Source organism: Pseudomonas sp. GW821-FHT09D08 (assembly GCF_059416305.1).
The window spans coordinates 640,968-657,660 of record NZ_JBWKOX010000001.1 but is presented as its reverse complement, the minus strand read 5'-3'; the positions used below and the strand labels follow the sequence as shown (position 1 = coordinate 657,660).

General features: G+C 62.2%; 18 protein-coding genes. 10 read left to right on the top strand and 8 right to left on the bottom strand.

Annotation, left to right across the window (positions count from 1 at the left end):
* The first annotated feature begins 248 nt into the window (after nt 1-248).
* Genes AC07OP_RS02755 through AC07OP_RS02745 form a run of 3 tightly spaced genes read left to right on the top strand, consistent with a single transcriptional unit; the run spans nt 249 to nt 3,488 of the window.
* Nucleotides 249-1,085: a transketolase gene (locus AC07OP_RS02755; RefSeq protein WP_065941830.1), complete on the top strand. Its 837-nt coding sequence runs from the start codon at nt 249-251 to the stop codon at nt 1,083-1,085.
* A complete protein-coding gene (locus tag AC07OP_RS02750; protein WP_495101673.1) occupies nt 1,075-2,007 on the top strand; it encodes a transketolase family protein in 933 nt (310 codons plus the stop codon). The genes AC07OP_RS02755 and AC07OP_RS02750 overlap by 11 nt, the downstream gene beginning before the upstream one ends.
* A gap of 5 nt (nt 2,008-2,012) precedes the next feature.
* Entirely contained in the window at nt 2,013-3,488 is a 1,476-nt protein-coding gene (locus tag AC07OP_RS02745) for an FGGY family carbohydrate kinase (RefSeq protein WP_495101672.1), read from the top strand.
* 105 nt (nt 3,489-3,593) lie between these two features.
* Here AC07OP_RS02745 and AC07OP_RS02740 read toward each other — a convergent pair whose 3' ends face one another.
* Nucleotides 3,594-4,538 (bottom strand): aliphatic sulfonate ABC transporter substrate-binding protein, encoded by a 945-nt coding sequence (locus AC07OP_RS02740; protein WP_495101671.1) that lies wholly within the window; start codon nt 4,536-4,538, stop codon nt 3,594-3,596.
* Between the two features lie 235 nt (nt 4,539-4,773).
* On the opposite strand from AC07OP_RS02740, the gene AC07OP_RS02735 reads away from it, so the two are divergent.
* The 3 genes from AC07OP_RS02735 to AC07OP_RS02725 are packed head-to-tail and all read left to right on the top strand — an operon-like array spanning nt 4,774 to nt 7,590.
* A complete protein-coding gene (locus tag AC07OP_RS02735) occupies nt 4,774-5,832 on the top strand; it encodes an ABC transporter substrate-binding protein (protein WP_495101670.1) in 1,059 nt (352 codons plus the stop codon).
* Nucleotides 5,819-6,808, top strand: a complete 990-nt coding sequence (locus AC07OP_RS02730) for an ABC transporter permease (RefSeq protein ID WP_495101669.1) — start codon at nt 5,819-5,821, stop codon at nt 6,806-6,808. Before AC07OP_RS02735 ends, AC07OP_RS02730 begins: the two co-directional genes overlap by 14 nt.
* Nucleotides 6,802-7,590, top strand: coding sequence for an ABC transporter ATP-binding protein (locus AC07OP_RS02725; protein ID WP_495101668.1), 789 nt, complete (start codon nt 6,802-6,804; stop codon nt 7,588-7,590). Before AC07OP_RS02730 ends, AC07OP_RS02725 begins: the two co-directional genes overlap by 7 nt.
* On the opposite strand, the gene AC07OP_RS02720 is transcribed toward AC07OP_RS02725, so the two are convergent.
* On the bottom strand, nt 7,591-8,439 hold the full coding sequence (locus AC07OP_RS02720; RefSeq protein WP_495101667.1) for an AraC family transcriptional regulator: 849 nt from the start codon (nt 8,437-8,439) through the stop codon (nt 7,591-7,593).
* Nucleotides 8,440-8,549: 110 nt separating this feature from the next.
* Here AC07OP_RS02720 and AC07OP_RS02715 point away from each other — a divergent pair, with 110 nt between their 5' ends.
* From AC07OP_RS02715 to AC07OP_RS02700, 4 genes are all read left to right on the top strand, one after another.
* On the top strand, nt 8,550-8,960 hold the full coding sequence (locus tag AC07OP_RS02715) for a hypothetical protein (RefSeq protein WP_108572745.1): 411 nt from the start codon (nt 8,550-8,552) through the stop codon (nt 8,958-8,960).
* Nucleotides 8,961-9,309: 349 nt separating this feature from the next.
* Nucleotides 9,310-10,218 (top strand): glutaminase B, encoded by a 909-nt coding sequence (gene glsB / locus AC07OP_RS02710; protein ID WP_027607252.1) that lies wholly within the window; start codon nt 9,310-9,312, stop codon nt 10,216-10,218.
* Between the two features lie 141 nt (nt 10,219-10,359).
* The gene (locus AC07OP_RS02705) at nt 10,360-10,650 is read left to right on the top strand and encodes a hypothetical protein (protein ID WP_065941838.1); all 291 of its coding nucleotides are present in this window, start codon (nt 10,360-10,362) and stop codon (nt 10,648-10,650) included.
* An 80-nt stretch (nt 10,651-10,730) separates the two neighbouring features.
* Nucleotides 10,731-11,390 carry an ATPase gene (locus AC07OP_RS02700; RefSeq protein ID WP_495101666.1) on the top strand — a complete coding sequence of 220 codons (660 nt, stop codon included), beginning with the start codon at nt 10,731-10,733 and terminating at the stop codon, nt 11,388-11,390.
* Nucleotides 11,391-11,546: 156 nt separating this feature from the next.
* Here the strand turns inward: AC07OP_RS02700 and AC07OP_RS02695 are convergent, their stop codons facing one another.
* From AC07OP_RS02695 to AC07OP_RS02670, 6 genes are all read right to left on the bottom strand, one after another.
* The gene (locus AC07OP_RS02695) at nt 11,547-11,786 is read right to left on the bottom strand and encodes a DUF6124 family protein (protein WP_495101665.1); all 240 of its coding nucleotides are present in this window, start codon (nt 11,784-11,786) and stop codon (nt 11,547-11,549) included.
* Nucleotides 11,787-12,317: 531 nt separating this feature from the next.
* Complete coding sequence (mddA, locus tag AC07OP_RS02690) at nt 12,318-13,082, bottom strand: methanethiol S-methyltransferase (protein WP_495101664.1); 765 nt, start codon at nt 13,080-13,082, stop codon at nt 12,318-12,320.
* 132 nt (nt 13,083-13,214) lie between these two features.
* The gene (locus tag AC07OP_RS02685) at nt 13,215-14,483 is read right to left on the bottom strand and encodes an NAD(P)/FAD-dependent oxidoreductase (protein ID WP_495101663.1); all 1,269 of its coding nucleotides are present in this window, start codon (nt 14,481-14,483) and stop codon (nt 13,215-13,217) included.
* Complete coding sequence (locus tag AC07OP_RS02680) at nt 14,480-15,232, bottom strand: amino acid ABC transporter ATP-binding protein (protein ID WP_027607248.1); 753 nt, start codon at nt 15,230-15,232, stop codon at nt 14,480-14,482. The genes AC07OP_RS02685 and AC07OP_RS02680 overlap by 4 nt, the downstream gene beginning before the upstream one ends.
* Nucleotides 15,229-15,897, bottom strand: coding sequence for an ectoine/hydroxyectoine ABC transporter permease subunit EhuD (ehuD, locus tag AC07OP_RS02675; protein ID WP_027607247.1), 669 nt, complete (start codon nt 15,895-15,897; stop codon nt 15,229-15,231). Before ehuD ends, AC07OP_RS02680 begins: the two co-directional genes overlap by 4 nt.
* Nucleotides 15,894-16,676, bottom strand: a complete 783-nt coding sequence (locus tag AC07OP_RS02670) for an ABC transporter substrate-binding protein (protein ID WP_092488726.1) — start codon at nt 16,674-16,676, stop codon at nt 15,894-15,896. Before AC07OP_RS02670 ends, ehuD begins: the two co-directional genes overlap by 4 nt.
* Nucleotides 16,677-16,693 lie beyond the last annotated feature (17 nt).

Genomic DNA, 16,693 nt, shown 5'->3' with positions numbered 1-16,693 from the left:
TTTCTTGCATGCCTCTGATCCGGTGTTTTTGCCCGGCGCAAAGCCACGGGCTAGATGAGCCGGCGTGGGATTTTGGCCGTTTGTCCGAGGGATATTTCCGGGTTTTATTTGGTTTTTCAGCGGTTCGCTCACTTGACCTGCTGGAGGATCGGCGTCTAAATAGAAATATATTGTCACTGCTGAATAAATATTCAAAGACAGCCTTGGACACTTTCACCCCGCGTGGTCAGCCTCAAAGGAGCCGCTGCATGAATGCCTTCCAGTACGACGCCCACCAGATCAAGGAACAGGCCCGCCTGATCCGTCGCCATGTGATCCGCTTGAATGCCGACTCCCCGGCGGGCGGGCACACCGGGGCGGATCTTTCCGAGACCGACATCCTCGCCACCCTGTATTTCCGCATCCTCAACACCGGCCCGGAACGCACCGAAGACCCCGAGCGCGATATTTATATCCAGAGCAAGGGCCACGGCGTCGGCGGCTTGTATTGCTGCCTGGCGCAGGCGGGCTACATCCCCACCGAGTGGCTGCCCACCTACCAGCACTTCAACTCGCACCTGCCCGGCCACCCGGTACGCCAGAAAACCCCCGGCATCGAACTGAACACCGGCGCCCTCGGCCACGGTTTGCCGGTGGCGGTCGGGCTGGCCCTGGCGGCGAAGATGTCCGGCAGCAACAAGCGCATCTACGTGCTCACCGGTGACGGCGAACTGGCCGAAGGCTCCAACTGGGAAGCGGCGATGGCAGCGGCCAAGTACGGCCTGGATAACCTGTTTGTGATCGTCGACAAGAACAAGCTGCAGCTTGCCGGTTTGACCGCCGAGATCATGCCGCTGGACCCACTGGACGTGAAATGGGCGGCCTTTGGCTTCCGCGTCAGCGAGTGCGACGGTAACGATGTCGGCCAATTGATCGAAGCCCTGGAAAGCATGCAGACCAAGACCGGCGCGCCCCAGGTGCTGATCGCCCACACCATCAAAGGCAAGGGCGTGTCGTTTATCGAAGCCCGCCCCGAATGGCACCACCGCGTGCCCAAGGGTGATGAAATCAACGCAGCACTGGAGGAGTTGAACCATGGCGAGTGAACATTTGGCGAGCGTCATGGTGGAAGCGTTTATCGCTGCCGTGGATGCCGGGCTGGACGTAGTGCCGGTGGTCAGCGACTCCACCTCCACGGCCAAGATCGGCCCGTTTGCCCAGCGCTTTCCCGAGCGGCTGATCAATGTGGGCATTGCCGAGCAATCCCTGGTCAGCGTCGCGGCGGGCCTGGCCCTGGGCGGCAAGATCGCCGCCACCTGCAACGCGGCGCCGTTCCTGATCTCGCGGGCCAATGAGCAGATCAAGGTGGACGTTTGCTACAACCAGGCCAACGTGAAGATGTTCGGCCTGAATGCCGGCACCAGTTATGGCCCGCTCGCCAGCACCCACCACAGCCTCGACGATATTTCGGTGATGCGCGGGTTTGGCAATGTGCAGATCTTCGCCCCCGCCGATGCCGTCGAGTGCCGGCAGATCATCGATTACGCGCTGCGCTACCACGGCCCGGTGTATATCCGCCTCGACGGCAAAGCCTTGCCCGACGTGCACGGCGCCGACTATCAGTTTGTGCCCGGTCGGGTGGATATCCTGCGCCAGGGCGCCGATGTGAGCATCGTGGCCCTGGGCTCGGTGGTGCATGAAGCGGTGGAGGCGGCGGCATTGCTGGCGGAGCAGGGCATCCAGGCCCAGGTGATCAACCTGTCGTCGATCCGGCCCTTGCAGCGTGATGTATTGCTCAGCGCCTTGAGCGGCACCCGCTCGGTCATCAGTGTGGAAGAACACAATATCAACGGCGGCGTCGGCAGCCTGGTCGCCGAAGTGCTGGCCGAAGCCGGGTTGGGCATTGCCCTGGTCCGCCTGGGTATCGGCGATGGCGAGTACGCCGCCGCCGGTGCCCGCGAACCGACCCGCGCCTTGCATAACATCGACGCGGCTGGGATCGTGGCGGCTGCCACTCGGTTGCGGTGAACCCCATGAATAACAACACCCCGCTGATCCTGGCGATAGATGAAGGCACCAGCAACGCCAAGGCGGTGCTGGTCAACGAACTTGGCCAGGTGATTGCGCGCGGTTCGCGGCCCTTGAGCATCCGCCATCCCCAGGCTGGGTTTTCCGAGCAGGACCCGCTGCTGATCTGGCAAAACACGTTGGCGGCGATTGAAGAATGCCTGGCCCAGGTGGATCGTCCGATCACTGCGTTGGCCATCAGCAACCAGCGTGAATCGGTGGTGGCTTGGGATAGGCATACCGGTGAGCCATTGTCGCCGTGCATCAGTTGGCAGTGCCGACGCTCTACGGCGTTGTGCACGCACCTGCATGAGCAGGGCCATGAAGCGCTGATCCTGGAAAGGACCGGGCTGGCGTTGGACCCGATGTTCTCGGCGGGCAAATTTCGCTGGATTCTCGATCACCTTGAGGATGGCCACGCCCGCGCCGCTGCCGGGGAGATCTGCCTGGGCACGGTCGACAGCTGGCTGTTGTGGCAACTCAGCGGCGGCCAGGTGTTCGCCACCGACTATTCCAACGCCGCACGTACCCAACTGTTCAACCTGCACACCTGTGCCTGGGATCCTGAGCTGTTGGCGTTGTTCGGCATTCCTGCTGCGGCCCTGGCACCGATCCAGCCGAGCGCCGGGTTCTTCGCCGAAACGGTCGCGGTGGGCGGCTTGCCCGCCGGTATCCCGGTGATGTCGATGATCGGCGATTCCCATGCGGCTCTGTACGGGCAGGGCGGTTTTGCGCCGGGGCTGGTCAAGGCCACCCTCGGCACCGGTTCGTCCTTGATGACGCCCATGGGCGGGCCGATTGCCTCCACCCATGGCCTGTCGACCACCCTGGCCTGGCACGATGGCAGCCAACCTACTTTCGGCATGGAAGGCAATATCGTCCATACCGGCGCTGCCGTGCAGTGGGCGTCGAAGCTGGTGGCGGGAGAATCCCTGGATGCGCTGACCGAACAGGCCGCGCAATTGCCGGACAACGGCGGCGTGTATTTTGTCCCGGCGCTGTCCGGCCTCGGCGCACCGCACTGGAAGGCCGACGCCCGTGGACTCATCTGCGGGTTGAGCGAAGCCACGTCCGGCGCGCATATCCTGCGCGCGGCGCTGGAATCCATCGGCTATCAGATTCGCGATGTGTTCGAGGCCATGCAGCAAGACATCGGCAGCCCGCTCAAGGAACTGTGGGTGGATGGCGGCGCCACGCGCAACCGCTGGCTGATGCAGTTCCTCGCCAACCTGCTGCAACGCCCGGTGGTGCGCAGCCTGTCGCCGGAAGTCTCGGCATTGGGCGCAGCGCACCTGGCGGGACGGGCGTTGGGGGTGTGGGCGAGTGATGCGGCGCTGGGGCAGTTGGAACGCCAGCGCGAGCGCTTTGAGCCGCAGGAGGATCCGGCGATGGCGGAGCGTTACTCAGAGTGGAAAAAGGCTCTAGCCCGCACACTCCTCTAACCGCATATGCAAACCAAATGTGGGAGGGCTTGCCGCGGGCTGTTGTGGTGAGCGGGCTTGTCGAATCGTCGCACCGCCCCTCCCACATTGAGATCACACCCGCCTTCAAGGCCGCCAGGTCTGCACATCCTTGGCATCCACCGCCTTGGGCAACAACCCCGCCTTGAAGAACGCATCGGCAATCTTCTGCTGCTCACCCAACTGCTCAATCGTCACCGGCTGCACCTGATAACTGCGGTGCGCATTCGCCGCTTCCACCGTGGCTGCATCCAGGTTGCCCCACAGCGGGCCGAGCACTTTTGCCGCGTCCTGCGGGTTGGTTTTTACCCAGTGGCCGGCGTTTTCCAGCTGCGCGTACACCACCTTCAATACCTGCGGGTGCGCCTTGGCGTACGGCGTGCCGGTCAGGTAATAGCGCTTGTAGCTGGCCAGCCCGGCACCGTCCGCCAGGGTGCGCGTCGGCAGTTGGCGCTGCACGCTGGTGAGGAAGGGTTCCCAGGTGACCCAGGCGTCCACCTTGTTGTTCTCGAACGCCGCGCGGCCATCGGCCGGCGACAGGTAAGCCGGCTCGATATCCGAGAACGCCAGGCCGGCCTTGGCCAGCGCGGCAATCAACAGATAGTGAGTGCCGGCGGCCTTGGTTACCGCGATCTTCTTGCCCTTCAAGTCTGCCAATTGTTGGATCGGCGAGTCCTTGCGCACCACGATGGCCTGGGCCGAAGGCGAGGGCGCTTCCTGGGCGAAGTAGGTGAGTTTGGCCTGGGCGGCCTGGGCGAAGATCGGCACGGTGTCGGCCACGTCGGCGCTGATGTCCACATTGCCGACGTTCAGCGCTTCCAGCAGCGGCAGGCCGCTGGGGAACTCATGCCAGCTCACCTCGATGTTGTCGGCCCTGAGGGCTTTCTCCAGGGTGCCCTGGGTCTTCAGCAGGGTGATCAGCGTGGAGGATTTCTGGTAACCGATGCGCACGGTTTCCTGGGCGTGCGCACTGACGGCAACGGAAAGGGCCAGCAATCCTAATACAGCGGCGAGGGGACGACGAAGGGACATGGTGGGCTCGATCTTCAGCGAAATAGATCCAAGCTTAATGATCTGAAAACCATTCGATAAATACTCTTTCGATCTGAGCTTAGGGCGCTTTCATACGCTTCCTGCCCATCAGGCATAACCATAGAATTATATGGTTCTTTCATAAAAGTCAGTCGTTAATATAATCAAAATGGAATTTTTGTCGCTTTCGGCCTTTCTCTGGAGCGGGCTGACCCATTCAATAGGGATACTTCGCATGGCTGCTTTTGATCACCTGACCCGTCGCCGCCTCCTGGGCCTGGCCGGCCTGACCCTGGCGAGCCTGTCGCTGCCGCGCCTGGGCTTTGCCGCCGACGCACATGCCGGCCACAACATCGCCCAGGAGCCCGCCGGCACCGGTGAGTTCATCCGCCTCGACGCGCCGCGTAAACTCAAGCTGGCGGTGAACCTCAACGCGGTGTGCCTGGCGCCGGTGGTAATCGCCCATGGGCAGGGTTTCTTCAGCAAGCACAACCTGGACGTGGAGTTGGTCAACTTCGGCAACTCCACCGAGGTCTTGCTGGAAGCCATCGCCACCGGCAAGGCCGACGCAGGCGTGGGCATGGCGTTGCGCTGGCTCAAGGCCCTGGAGCAGGGCTTTGACGTGAAGCTCACCGCCGGCACCCATGGCGGTTGCCTGCGGTTGCTCAGTGCCGCCAACGGCGGTGTGAGCAAACTGGAAGACCTCAAGGGCAAGGCCATCGGCGTGACCGACATGGCCAGCCCGGACCGCAACTTCTTTTCGATCCTGCTGAAAAAACACGGCGTCGACCCGGTGCGCGATGTGGAGTGGCGCCTGTACCCGGCCGACCTGCTCGGCACGGCGCTGGAGCGTGGCGAAGTGCAGGCAGTGAGCGGCAGTGACCCGTTCATGTACCGCCTGATCAAGTCCGGCGTGGCGCGGGAGTTGTCCACCAACCTGGTGGAGGAATACGCCAACCTCAGTTGCTGCGTGGTCGGCGTCACCGGCAAATTGGTGCGTGAAGACAAGCGCGTGGTCGCGGCGCTGACCCAGGCGATCCTTGAGGCCCATGACTATTCCGTGCAGCACCCGGAGGAAGTCGCCAAAGGCTTCCAGGCCTACGCACTGAACACCTCCACCGAAGAAGTCCAGGCGATCCTCCACGACCACACCCACGGCCACCACGCGGTCGGCGCAGCGCTGACCCAGGAGATCACCACCTACGTCACCGACCTGAAAACCGTGGAAGTGATCAGCAAAGGCACCGACCCGATCGCGTTTGCCAGGGAGATCACCGCCGATGTCTTCAACTGACGCAACCATCCTCAACCCGCCTGTGGCGCTCAAGCTCGGGTGGCAAGGCGCGGCGGTGGTGACGGCCTGGGTGGCCGTCGCGCTGCTGATCAGCTACTGGCCCAACGCGGTGCGCAATTGGCCGATGACCCAGGGCCTGGCCAACCTCTGCTTAGGCGTGGCAGCGTTGTTCATCGTGCTGAGCCTGCTGGGGCGCAGGCTGTCGACACTCGCGCTGCGCTTACGCACGGCCGCGCCCTGGCTGATCGCCTTGCCGGTGCTTTTGGGACTCTGGGAATTGCTCACCGCCAAGCTTGCGCTGTTGCCGGTGCCATTCTTCGCGCCGCCCCAAGCCTTGCTCGCGGTGTACATCGAAGACTACGCACGCCTGGCCGACAGCCTGCTGCATTCGGCGCTGCTGCTGGGCTCGGGGGTGGCGCTGGGCGCCGCCACCGGGTTTGTCGCCGGTGTTGCCATTGGTTGGTCCACGCGTATCGGCTACTGGCTGCACCCGGTGCTGCGCATCCTCGGCCCGGTGCCGTCGACGGCGTTGTTGCCGCTGTGTTTTTTCCTGTTTCCGAGCAGTTGGAGTGCGAGTGTGTTTTTGATCGCCCTGGCCACCTGGTTTCCGGTCACGGTGCTCACCTGGTCCGGCGTGGCCAGCGTCGATAAAGCCTATTACGACGTGGCGCGCACCCTCGGCGCCCGGCCGGGTTTTCTGATTTTCAAGGTGGCGATTCCCGCCGCGTTGCCTCACGTCTTCGTCGGCCTGTTCATGGGCCTGGGCGCCTCATTCTCAACCTTGGTGGTGGCGGAAATGATGGGGGTCAAATCCGGCATCGGCTGGTACCTGCAATGGGCCCAGGGCTGGGCGGCCTACGCGAACATGTACGCCGCACTGCTGATCATGGCGCTGGCCTGTTCGGGGTTGATCACCGGGTTGTTCCTGGTGCGTGATCGGTTGTTGGCCTGGCAGAAAGGAGCGATGAAATGGTAGCACCGGCACACGCGGTATCGGCTTCGGAAGGATTGGCGCTGCGCATAGAAAACCTCAGCCATGGTTTTGCGCTGGACGGCCGGCATTTGCCGGTGTTGGAGCGGGTGTCCCTGGACGTGGCGCCGGGAGAATTTGTGGCATTGCTCGGGCCTTCGGGTTGCGGCAAGTCCACCTTGCTGCGCCTGGTGGCGGGGCTGGAGCCGGCGGACTCCGGACGGCTGTTGGCCGATGGCGAACCCATCACCGGCCCGGACCCGAGCCGTGTGGTGGTGTTCCAGGACCCCACCCTGTACCCATGGCGCCGCGTGTGGGACAACGTCGCCCTCGGCCTCGAAGCCCAAGGCCTGCTCAAGACTCATTCGGCCAGGGTCGATGAGGCCCTGCATAAGGTCGGCCTTGGCCCGTTCGCCCGCGCCTATCCCCGGCAATTGTCCGGCGGCATGGCCCAGCGGGTGGCGTTGGCCCGTGCCCTGGTCAACCAGCCGCGGTTGCTGATCCTCGACGAACCCCTGGGCAAACTCGACTCCCTGACCCGCATCACCATGCAAAAAGAGCTGATCGACCTGTGGCAGCGCCAGGGCTACACGGCCCTGCTGGTGACCCACGATGTGGAAGAAGCCTTGCTGCTGGCCAACCGGGTGATTGTGTTCAGCGACCGCCCGGCGAAGATCCAGGCACAGTTGAGCATCGATAGGCCGTATCCACGGCACCGGGACGATCCTTACCTGGTGGACCTGCGGCGGCAGATACTGGGCCTGCTGGGGTTGGGCGAAAACTGGTAGTCAGTGGGCGTCTTTCAGCGCAATGGCCTGGGTGGTCGCACTTGAGACACCGGCACGGTCAGCCAGGTAACGCGCGGGCGGCTGGCCCACCGCCTTGCGGAACATGGTGATGAAGCCGCTGGCGTTTTCATAACCCAGGTCCAGGGCCACCCGTTGCACACTTTCACCCTTGGCCAGTCGTTGCAGGGACAGGATCACATGCAACTGCCGGCGCCAGCGGCCGAAACTCAGGCCCAGTTCCTCCAGCAACAGGCGCGTCATGCTGCGCTCGCTCATACCGATGCGCACCGCCCACTGGCCGAGGGTGGCTTTGTCGGTCGGGTCGGCCAGCAGGCTGTTGGCCAGGCGGCGCAAGCGTGCGTCCTGGGGCATCGGCAGGTGCAGGGCTTCGACCGGGGCGGCGGCCAGTTCATCCAGCAAGGTGTTGATCAAGCGGCCTTGGGCGCCGGCCTCGTCATAGAGTTGCGGGAAGCTGACGGCCTTGCTGATCAGCTCATGCAGCAACCCGGACACGGCCAGGGTGCAGCATTGCGGCGGCAGGGCGTGGGCGGCGTCGGGGTCGATCAACAGGCAATACACCTCGGCCTCGCCAGAGCCACGCGCCGCATGGGGCGTACCGCCGGGAATCCACAGTGCGCACTGGGGCGGCACGATCCAGATCCCCGCTTCGATTTCACAGTGGATGACCCCGCGCAGGGTGTACATCAACTGGCCCTTGCGATGGGCGTGCTGGGCATGTTCCCAGGTATCCGACGTGCTGGTGGCGCCCACGGCCACCACGGCGCGGGGGAACAGGTCGGCGTCCTTGGCCATCAACGGGTCGAGCAGATCGAGACGGTGGTGCTTCATGGCGGAGATCGCAGGTTGGCCGGATTGCGAAACAGTCTGGCTATTCTGTGCAATGCCGTCCAGGGGTTCGAGCTTTATATTGAGATCCACTCTCATTAAGGAGCTTTGCCATGCGACTCGACAGTACAACGTTCCCTGTGGTGAAAATCGTCTTCGATGCGCCGAACCAAGGCGGGCCGGAAGACGCCTTCCGGGTCTTCGAAGACCTGTTGGCACGCCAGCAATCCTTCCTGCTGCTGCACGAAAAAGCCGTGGACGAAACCCATCACGAACATTCCCATGAACAGCGCAAGCAAGCCTCGATCTGGATGAAGAAGCACCGACAGGCGCTGCGCACGTTCGTCAAGGGCATGATCCAGGTCGAGCCCAGCGCGGCCAAACGCCTGGCACTCAAGCCGTTTGCGCAGATGTTCGGCAAGGCCTGGGGCTATCCGTTGTTGGTGGTGGAATCCAAGGACCAGGCCTGGGCGCTGGCGCGGGATGTGCTGGATGAGCGAGTGTCGGATGTGGCGCATTTTTGAACGGACGCGACCCGACTCTCTCTCTGTGGTGAGCGGGCTTGCCCCGCGCCGGGCTGCGCAGCGGCCCCAAAACCAGGCGCTTAGGCGTGCCTGATACACCGCATTCGTCTTCATCAGGGGCGCTTCGCACCCCAACGCGGGCAAGCCCGCTCGCCACAGGGGCAGGTCTTTCTCGCCGGTCGGGGGCTGGCCAAGCTGCGTTATCACCTTTCATTGCAGCTGTTGCTGATCCTGGTTTATCTGGTGGTGGCCGAGCGGGTGGTAGAGATTGTGTGGGGCTTCCGCGCCCATTGAAGTATCCTCCGCACCCCGCTTTCCACCGATTCAAAGACAGATGACAGGACAAGACATGCAGGCGCTGCTGGAGTCGATCCTCGACGAAGTGCGCCCCCTGATCGGCCTCGGCAAAGTCGCCGACTACATTCCCGCGCTGGCCGATGTACCGGCCAACCAACTGGGCATCGCGGTGTACGGCAATGACGGCTCGGCCTACCGCGCCGGTGACGCCGATACGCTGTTCTCGGTGCAGAGCATTTCCAAGGTGTTCAGCCTGGTGCAGGCCATCGACCACGGCGGCGAAACCATCTGGGAACGCCTGGGCCACGAGCCTTCGGGGCAACCGTTCAACTCGTTGGTGCAACTGGAATTCGAACGCGGCCGCCCGCGTAACCCCTTCATCAATGCCGGCGCGCTGGTGATCTGCGACATCAACCAATCACGCTTTGCCGTGCCGATCCTGTCGATGCGCGACTTCGTGCGGCGCCTGTCGGGCAACCCGCAGATCCTGGTCAACAGCGTGGTCGCCGACTCCGAAGCCCAGCACGGCGCACGCAACGCCGCCATGGCCTACCTGATGAAGTCCTTCGGCAACTTCCACAACGATGTGGATGCGGTGCTGCACAGCTACTTCAACTACTGCGCCCTGCAGATGAGCTGCCTGGACCTGGCCAAGGCGTTCAGCTTCCTCGCCAACGAGGGCACCAGTGCCCACAGCGGCGAACAGATCCTTACCGCGCGGCAGACCAAGCAAGTCAACTCGATCATGGCCACCAGCGGGCTGTATGACGAGGCGGGCAACTTTGCCTACCGCGTGGGCTTGCCGGGCAAGAGCGGTGTGGGCGGCGGCATTGTCGCGGTGGTGCCAGGGCAGTTTACGGTGTGCGTGTGGTCGCCGGAATTGAACGCGGCGGGCAACTCGCTGGCGGGGATCAAGGCGTTGGAGTTGTTGAGTGAGCGGATTGGGTGGTCGGTGTTTTGAGTGCGAAACCACTTGGAGGGTTGGACATCCCACAGCAGGACATGGGACACACATTGAGGTAAAGTCGAGCCAGCGTTCGACGCCTGAGGTGATCTATGCTCGTTGCCATTGATCAGTCCTTGTCCTGAGCCGGAGACCAACATGTCACGTAAAAAAGTTAAGCCCCCAATTACTGAGGCACAAATTCTTGCCCAGGAATCGAGTATTCCCTCCATTGCGGCCAAAGCATTCAGGGATGCCTACGAGGTTGCCCTTTCTAAAGGAGAATCCGTGCTTGTGGTGCGTGCTGGTCAATTGGTTAAAGTTTCCAATACGGAAACGTTAGTTATCCGCCCCGTGGAAACCTACGGCACGCTCAAGGCTGGTACGCGCTTGAAAACCAGAAAGTCCTTGTTGGACCGTCGGTCTGCTCAGGCGCAGATTCAGGCTTGAGTACGACCCCTCGCGTCCGTATGTTCGCCGGGCCGAACGGGAGCGGAAAGAGCACATTCAACTCGAAGGTTCCGGCCCACTTGCTGGTCAATTACATCAATCCCGATGCGATTGAACTAGGCATTCGTGAAACGGGTGTTTTTGACTTTGCTGTCTTCGGGCTATACCGCTCCGCCGAGTGCGTGATCGCGTTCTTGCGCAGTCATTCACTGCTTTCAAAATTTCCCGACTCCCTCGCCAAACTGGACGACCTGGCCGTCAAGGGTGAGTGGATCATTTTTTCTTCGCGCAACATCGACTCTTATATCGCTTCTGCTCTTGCCGATTTTATTCGGGTGTCTCTGATTGAAGAACGCGTAAGTTTTACATTCGAGACAGTCATGTCGGACGGCAGCAAAATTGAACTGCTAAGGCAGGCGAAAGCTGCCGGTTATAGGGTATACGTTTATTACGTTGCTACTGCGGATGCTGATATTAACGTTGCCCGGGTTGCCTACCGGGCCTCTATAGGTGGTCATGATGTACCACTGGACAAGATTCGATCTCGTTATAAGCGCTCTCTGGAAAACTTGTCTGAGGCGATACTTTTATCCAATCGAGCCTATATCTTTGATAATTCGCAAGACGGCGAGCCCAGTTTTGCGCAACTTGCCGAGATTACAGAAGGCGAGGATATCGATATTGTTGCGGACACCCAGCCTGCGTGGTTTCAGCAATACGTCATCGATAAGTTGACGTAGCCGCTTCACAAACAAGTCCACTGCAACAAGGCGATGCTGGTGAGTAGGGCGAAGGTGCGGTCTTGCAGTAGGGACGACGAGCCCAAACGGTAACTTTCTGTTCCGGGTCTTTCGGGAGGGCGCCGAAAATAGCGCAGGCGCCCCATGTCTTCTATGTCAGGCTGCCGGGTGAGTTTCGTCCAGCACCTTGTCCACCAACAGTTGCACACCTTCCAGCATTCGGCAGATGCCCAACGCCACATTGCGTTGGGCGCCATCGATTTCAAAGGCCAGGTGCGTAGCGATGTCGGTGATGGAGGATAGATCCTGGGAGGCGTTGACCAGCAGGGTTTCCGTGCCGAGGTCAGGGCGCACGGTGAAGAGTTTTTCTGGGGGATTGGGGCGGTCTTTAATCATGGTGAAGCTCCTTTGTAAATGGGGCTGCCACGATTCGCGGTCAATCGAAGAGGGTGGCAGCTGTACGCGGGTTGACCGACCGGCCCAAAGAACAAAACCGGCATACCCTAAGGTATCCCGCGTACAGCTGCCGCGACACGATACATCAGACATAAAAAAACGCCTAAGCTCGGGGTTGGCGCAGTTGCTCTTTGAAGTCGGACGGTCAAATCCGGTCGCTGAATTGGCAGCGACGGCACGGAGGTTAGTCAGCGAAGTTCCGAGCGACAACCTGAAACAGTCGTGGGATAAGTCCTAGGGACCTCATGGCCGGACGCTACATCCTGTGGCGAGGGAGGTTCCACTACCTCTTCGACGTAGCGCTGTCGTGAAGCAAACTGGGACCTCTGTGGTGAGCGGGCTTGTCCCGCGTTGGGGGGCGAAGCGCCCCTGATGAAGATGAATGCGGTGTATCAGGCACTCCTCTGAGCCTGGTTTTGGGGCTGCTGCGCAGCCCAGCGCGGGACAAGCCCGCTCGCCACAAACGCCTATTCAGCGCCCTTTTTTGCGCGTCTTCGACCCCGGCAAAATCATGCCCACCTCTTGCTGGTAGCGCCGATACCGCTCACCAAACAACGCCACCAGGTCCTTTTCTTCAAAGCTGGCGCCAATGAAGAGGTAAACCGTCATCCCTGTCGCAAACAACAGGTGCCCGGCCGTCATGTGTGGCGTTGCCCAAAAGGCGATCAGGAAGCCGAGATACAGCGGGTGGCGCACGATCCTGTAAAACAGCGGCGTCCTGAATACTGGCGCCCGTGGTGTGGTTTTGCGCCAACGGTCGATAGCTTGCTTGAGCCCGAACAGTTCGAAGTGGTCGATCAAAAAGGTTGCCAGTAAAGCGATGCACCAGCCCAGCCCGAACAAGCCAATCAACACGGCCTTGGCCCACGTCGTTTCAACCTTCCAGACGGTGAGCGGCATCGGTTGCCACAGCCAGAACATCAGCACCAGCACCAGGCTGCTGAGCAGCACATACGTGGAGCGTTCCACGGACGTCGGAATGACTGCCGCCAGCCACTGCTTGAAACCTTTGCGCGCCATGGCCGTGTGCTGGACGCCGAATAGCAGGATCAGCGCGCCGTTGATCAGCACGGCGACTGGCCACGCCACGTGGGGGCCATCGTTGATGTTCTTGGGCACCGCCACGCTGCCGACGAACCCGATCAAATACAAACACGTGAACAGGAACGCCAAATAGCAGCAGGTGCTGTACACCAGCCCGATGACACGGGCGGTGCGAGTGTTGTCGAGTTGCATGAGCATGCCTTTCCCACAGGATGAATAGACCGCAAACCCGCAGGTCAGCCAGTCCATGGCTAAGCCTAGCGGGTTTTGCGTACCAAAGGACCTGTGAGGGATAACGGTTTTCAGCGTGCCTGCAATTAGGACTCAGCTGATATTGAGCCGATCCAACAAGCTGTACCAAGCCACCCCCGCACCAATGTAAAACCGCTGCAATCCGTGCATCGGCAAGCGCTGCAGCGGTGTGACCGGGTAGGCAAATTCAGCCTGGCTGTCGCACAACCGCCCGGCCAGTTGCTGCCCCAGGCTGGTACACAATGCGATGCCGCGGCCATTGCAGCCCAGCGCCAAGGTCAGGCCCGGTGCCGGTTCGTGGACATGGGGCATGAAGTCCCGCGTGATTGCGATACGCCCGGCCCAGCGGTACTCAAATTCCAGCGGGCCCAATTGCGGAAAGAGCAGCGCCAGGGAGCGCTCCAGGTGGGCAAAATCGGCCGGTGACGTGGGGTCGTTGAACAACCCGCGTCCGCCCATCAGTAAGCGCCCATGACTGTCTTTGCGAAAGTACAGCAGTAGCCGTTGTGCGGTGGACACGGTTTCCTGTCCCGGCAAGATGCTCTCTGCCGCACGCCCACGCAGCGGTTTGGTGGCGACGATAAAACTGTTCGCCGCGAGGATGCTCTGTGCCATGCCCGGCCACAGGCTGCCGCTGTAGCCATTGGTGGCCAGCACCACTTGATCGGCCATCACCTGCGCACCGCCAGCGGTCTGCAGTTGCCACCCCGGGCCCTGGCGCTGTAACCCTGTCACTGCACTGTGACCATGAATGCGAACACCCGCCGCCAACGCCGCGCCGACCAGCCCACGGGCATACGCCAGCGGCTGAATCGCCCCGGCGCGGCCATCCAGCCAGCCGCCGGCGAATGCCTCGCTGCCCATGCGCGATGCCACCGCCGCCGCATCCAGGCGCTGCACCGGAACGCCGCGCCGCGCCCATTGCTCGGCTCGCGCATGCAGGCCGGCCACGCCCTTTTGCGTGTACGACACCTGCATCCAGCCTTTGCGCACCGGCGCGCAATCAATGCCGTGCCTGTCGATCAACGTGAACACCAGGTCCGCCGAGTTCGACACTGTCGAGATCAACGGCTCGGCCTGCTCCGGCCCGTACATCTGCACCAGTTGCTCCGGGTCGTACTTGAGCGTCGGGTTGACCTGCCCGCCATTGCGTCCCGATGCGCCCCAGCCGGGCTCATTGGCTTCCAGCACGCACACGCTGACCCCGCGCTCGGCCAGATGCAGGGCTGTCGACAGGCCGGTATACCCCGCGCCGACAATCGCCACATCCACTTTCACCGACTCACCCAGCGCAGGCGTCGGCACCACGGAGGGCGCCGTCGCCGACCACAATGATTTCATGACAGGCTCCGCGTGTTGCCGGTGGGGTGCAGCACGCGCCGCAGGAAGTCCTGGGTACGTGCATGCTGTGGATCGCCCAGCACCTGCTCGGCCGGGCCGCTCTCGACGATGTAGCCGCCATGCAGGAAGCACACGCGGTCGGCCACTTCGCGGGCAAAGCCCATTTCGTGGGTGACCACGATCATGGTCATGCCTTCGTCGGCCAGGGTGCGCATTACCGCCAGGACATCGCCCACCAGTTCCGGGTCGAGGGCCGAGGTGGGTTCGTCGAACAGCATGGCTTCAGGTTTCATCGCCAGGGCGCGGGCGATGGCCACGCGTTGCTGCTGGCCGCCGGAGAGCTGTTCGGGGTAGGCGTCGGCCTTGGCGCTCAGGCCCACCTTGTCCAGCAACACCAGGGCCTCTTCGCGGGCCTGCTTGAGCGGTTCGCCTTTGACATACACCGGACCTTCCATCACGTTTTCCAGCACGGTGCGGTGGGGGAACAGGTTGAAGCGCTGAAACACCATGCCCATGCGGCTGCGCAACGCGTGCACGGTTTTGCTGCCGCGTTGCACGGTTTCGCCGAACACGTTGATGTGGCCGCCATCGTAGGCTTCCAGCGCGTTGATGCAGCGCAGGAGGGTGGATTTGCCCGAGCCCGAGGGGCCGATCAGGCACACCACTTCGCCCTTGGCCACGTCTAGGTCAACGCCGTGCAGTACGCGGTGGCTGCCGTAATGTTTTTGCAACTGACGAATCTCGATCATGCTTTTTTCCTCCGCCCCAGGTGCTGCTCCATACGACGCAGGCCATACACCAGCGGCAGGCTCATCAGCAGGTAGAGCAGGGCGACCAGGGTGTAGACGGTCATGTTCTGGAAGGTCGACGAGGCGATCAGTTGGCCTTGGCGGGTCATCTCGGCGACGGTGATGGTGGACACCAGGGACGAATCCTTGAGCATCATCACCAGGGTGTTGCCGTAGGGCGGCAGGGCGATGCGAAATGCCTGGGGCAGGATCACCCGGCGCATCATCAGCGCCGAGCGCATGCCCAGGGCTTCGGCGGCTTCACGCTGGCCCTGTTCCACGGCGATGATGCCGGTGCGGAAGTTCTCGGCCTGGTATGCCGAGTAGGCGATGCCCATGCCGATCACCCCGGCGTAGAACGCCGTGAGGTGCACGCCCATGTCCGGCAGCACGAAGTAGATGTAGAACAGCTGCACGATGATCGGCAGGCCACGGATCACGTTGATGATGGTGCTGGCCACCCACGACAGCGTGCGAATCGGCGACAGCTTGAGCAGCGCCAGCACCAGGCCGATTGCACTGCTGAGCAGGAACGACAGCACGGTGATCTGGATCGTCACCCAGGCGCCCTGCAGCAGAATCGGCAGGAAGTCCCGGGCGTTTTGCAGGAACTCGGCCGGGTTCATGGGCGCACCTGGGTATCAAGTCCCCACTTCTTGAGGATGCTGTCCAGGGTACCGTCGGCCTTGATGCCGGCGATGGCGGTGTTCAGGCGCCCGAGGGTTTGCGCATCGCCTTTGCGTACCACCAGGCAGACTTCGCCGACGTTGGTGGGCTGGTAGTCGGGGGCGAGCTTCACGCCTTTGAACAGCTTCTGGCGAATCTGGTAGGCCACCACCGGCTGGTCGCCGACCGCCGCCTTGATGCGGCCCAGGGACAGGTCGCGGACCATCTCGCCGATGGAGTCGTAGGTGCGAATCTCCTTGAAAATCCCCAGCTTGTTCAGTTGGTCGTAGAACACCGTGCCGGCCTGTACGCCGACCACCTGATCCTTGAGCGGCGTGAGGTCGGGGTAGGCGGCGCTGTCGTCGGCATTGATGATCAGACCCTCACCGTAGGCGTACACCGGGGCGCTGAAGTCGACGACCTTGGTGCGCTCTTCGGTCTTGAGCATGCCGGCGGAAATGAAGTCGAGCTTGCCGGAGGTGAGGGAGGGGATCAGCGCGGCGAAGTTGGTCTGTTCGATCTGGCTGGTGAAGCCGCCGGCCTTGCCCACGGCCTCGGCGACGTCGACCATCACGCCCTGGATGCTGTTGGTCTTGATATCGAGGAAGGTGAACGGCGACCCACTGGCGGTTGCACCGACTTTGTACGTGGACGCACTTTCTGCGTGCGCGGCGCTGACGCAGAGTGTGGCGCACACACCGAAGGCAAGGCGGCGAAACAAGGGCGAAAGACTGTTCATCGGGCTACTCCAGAAGG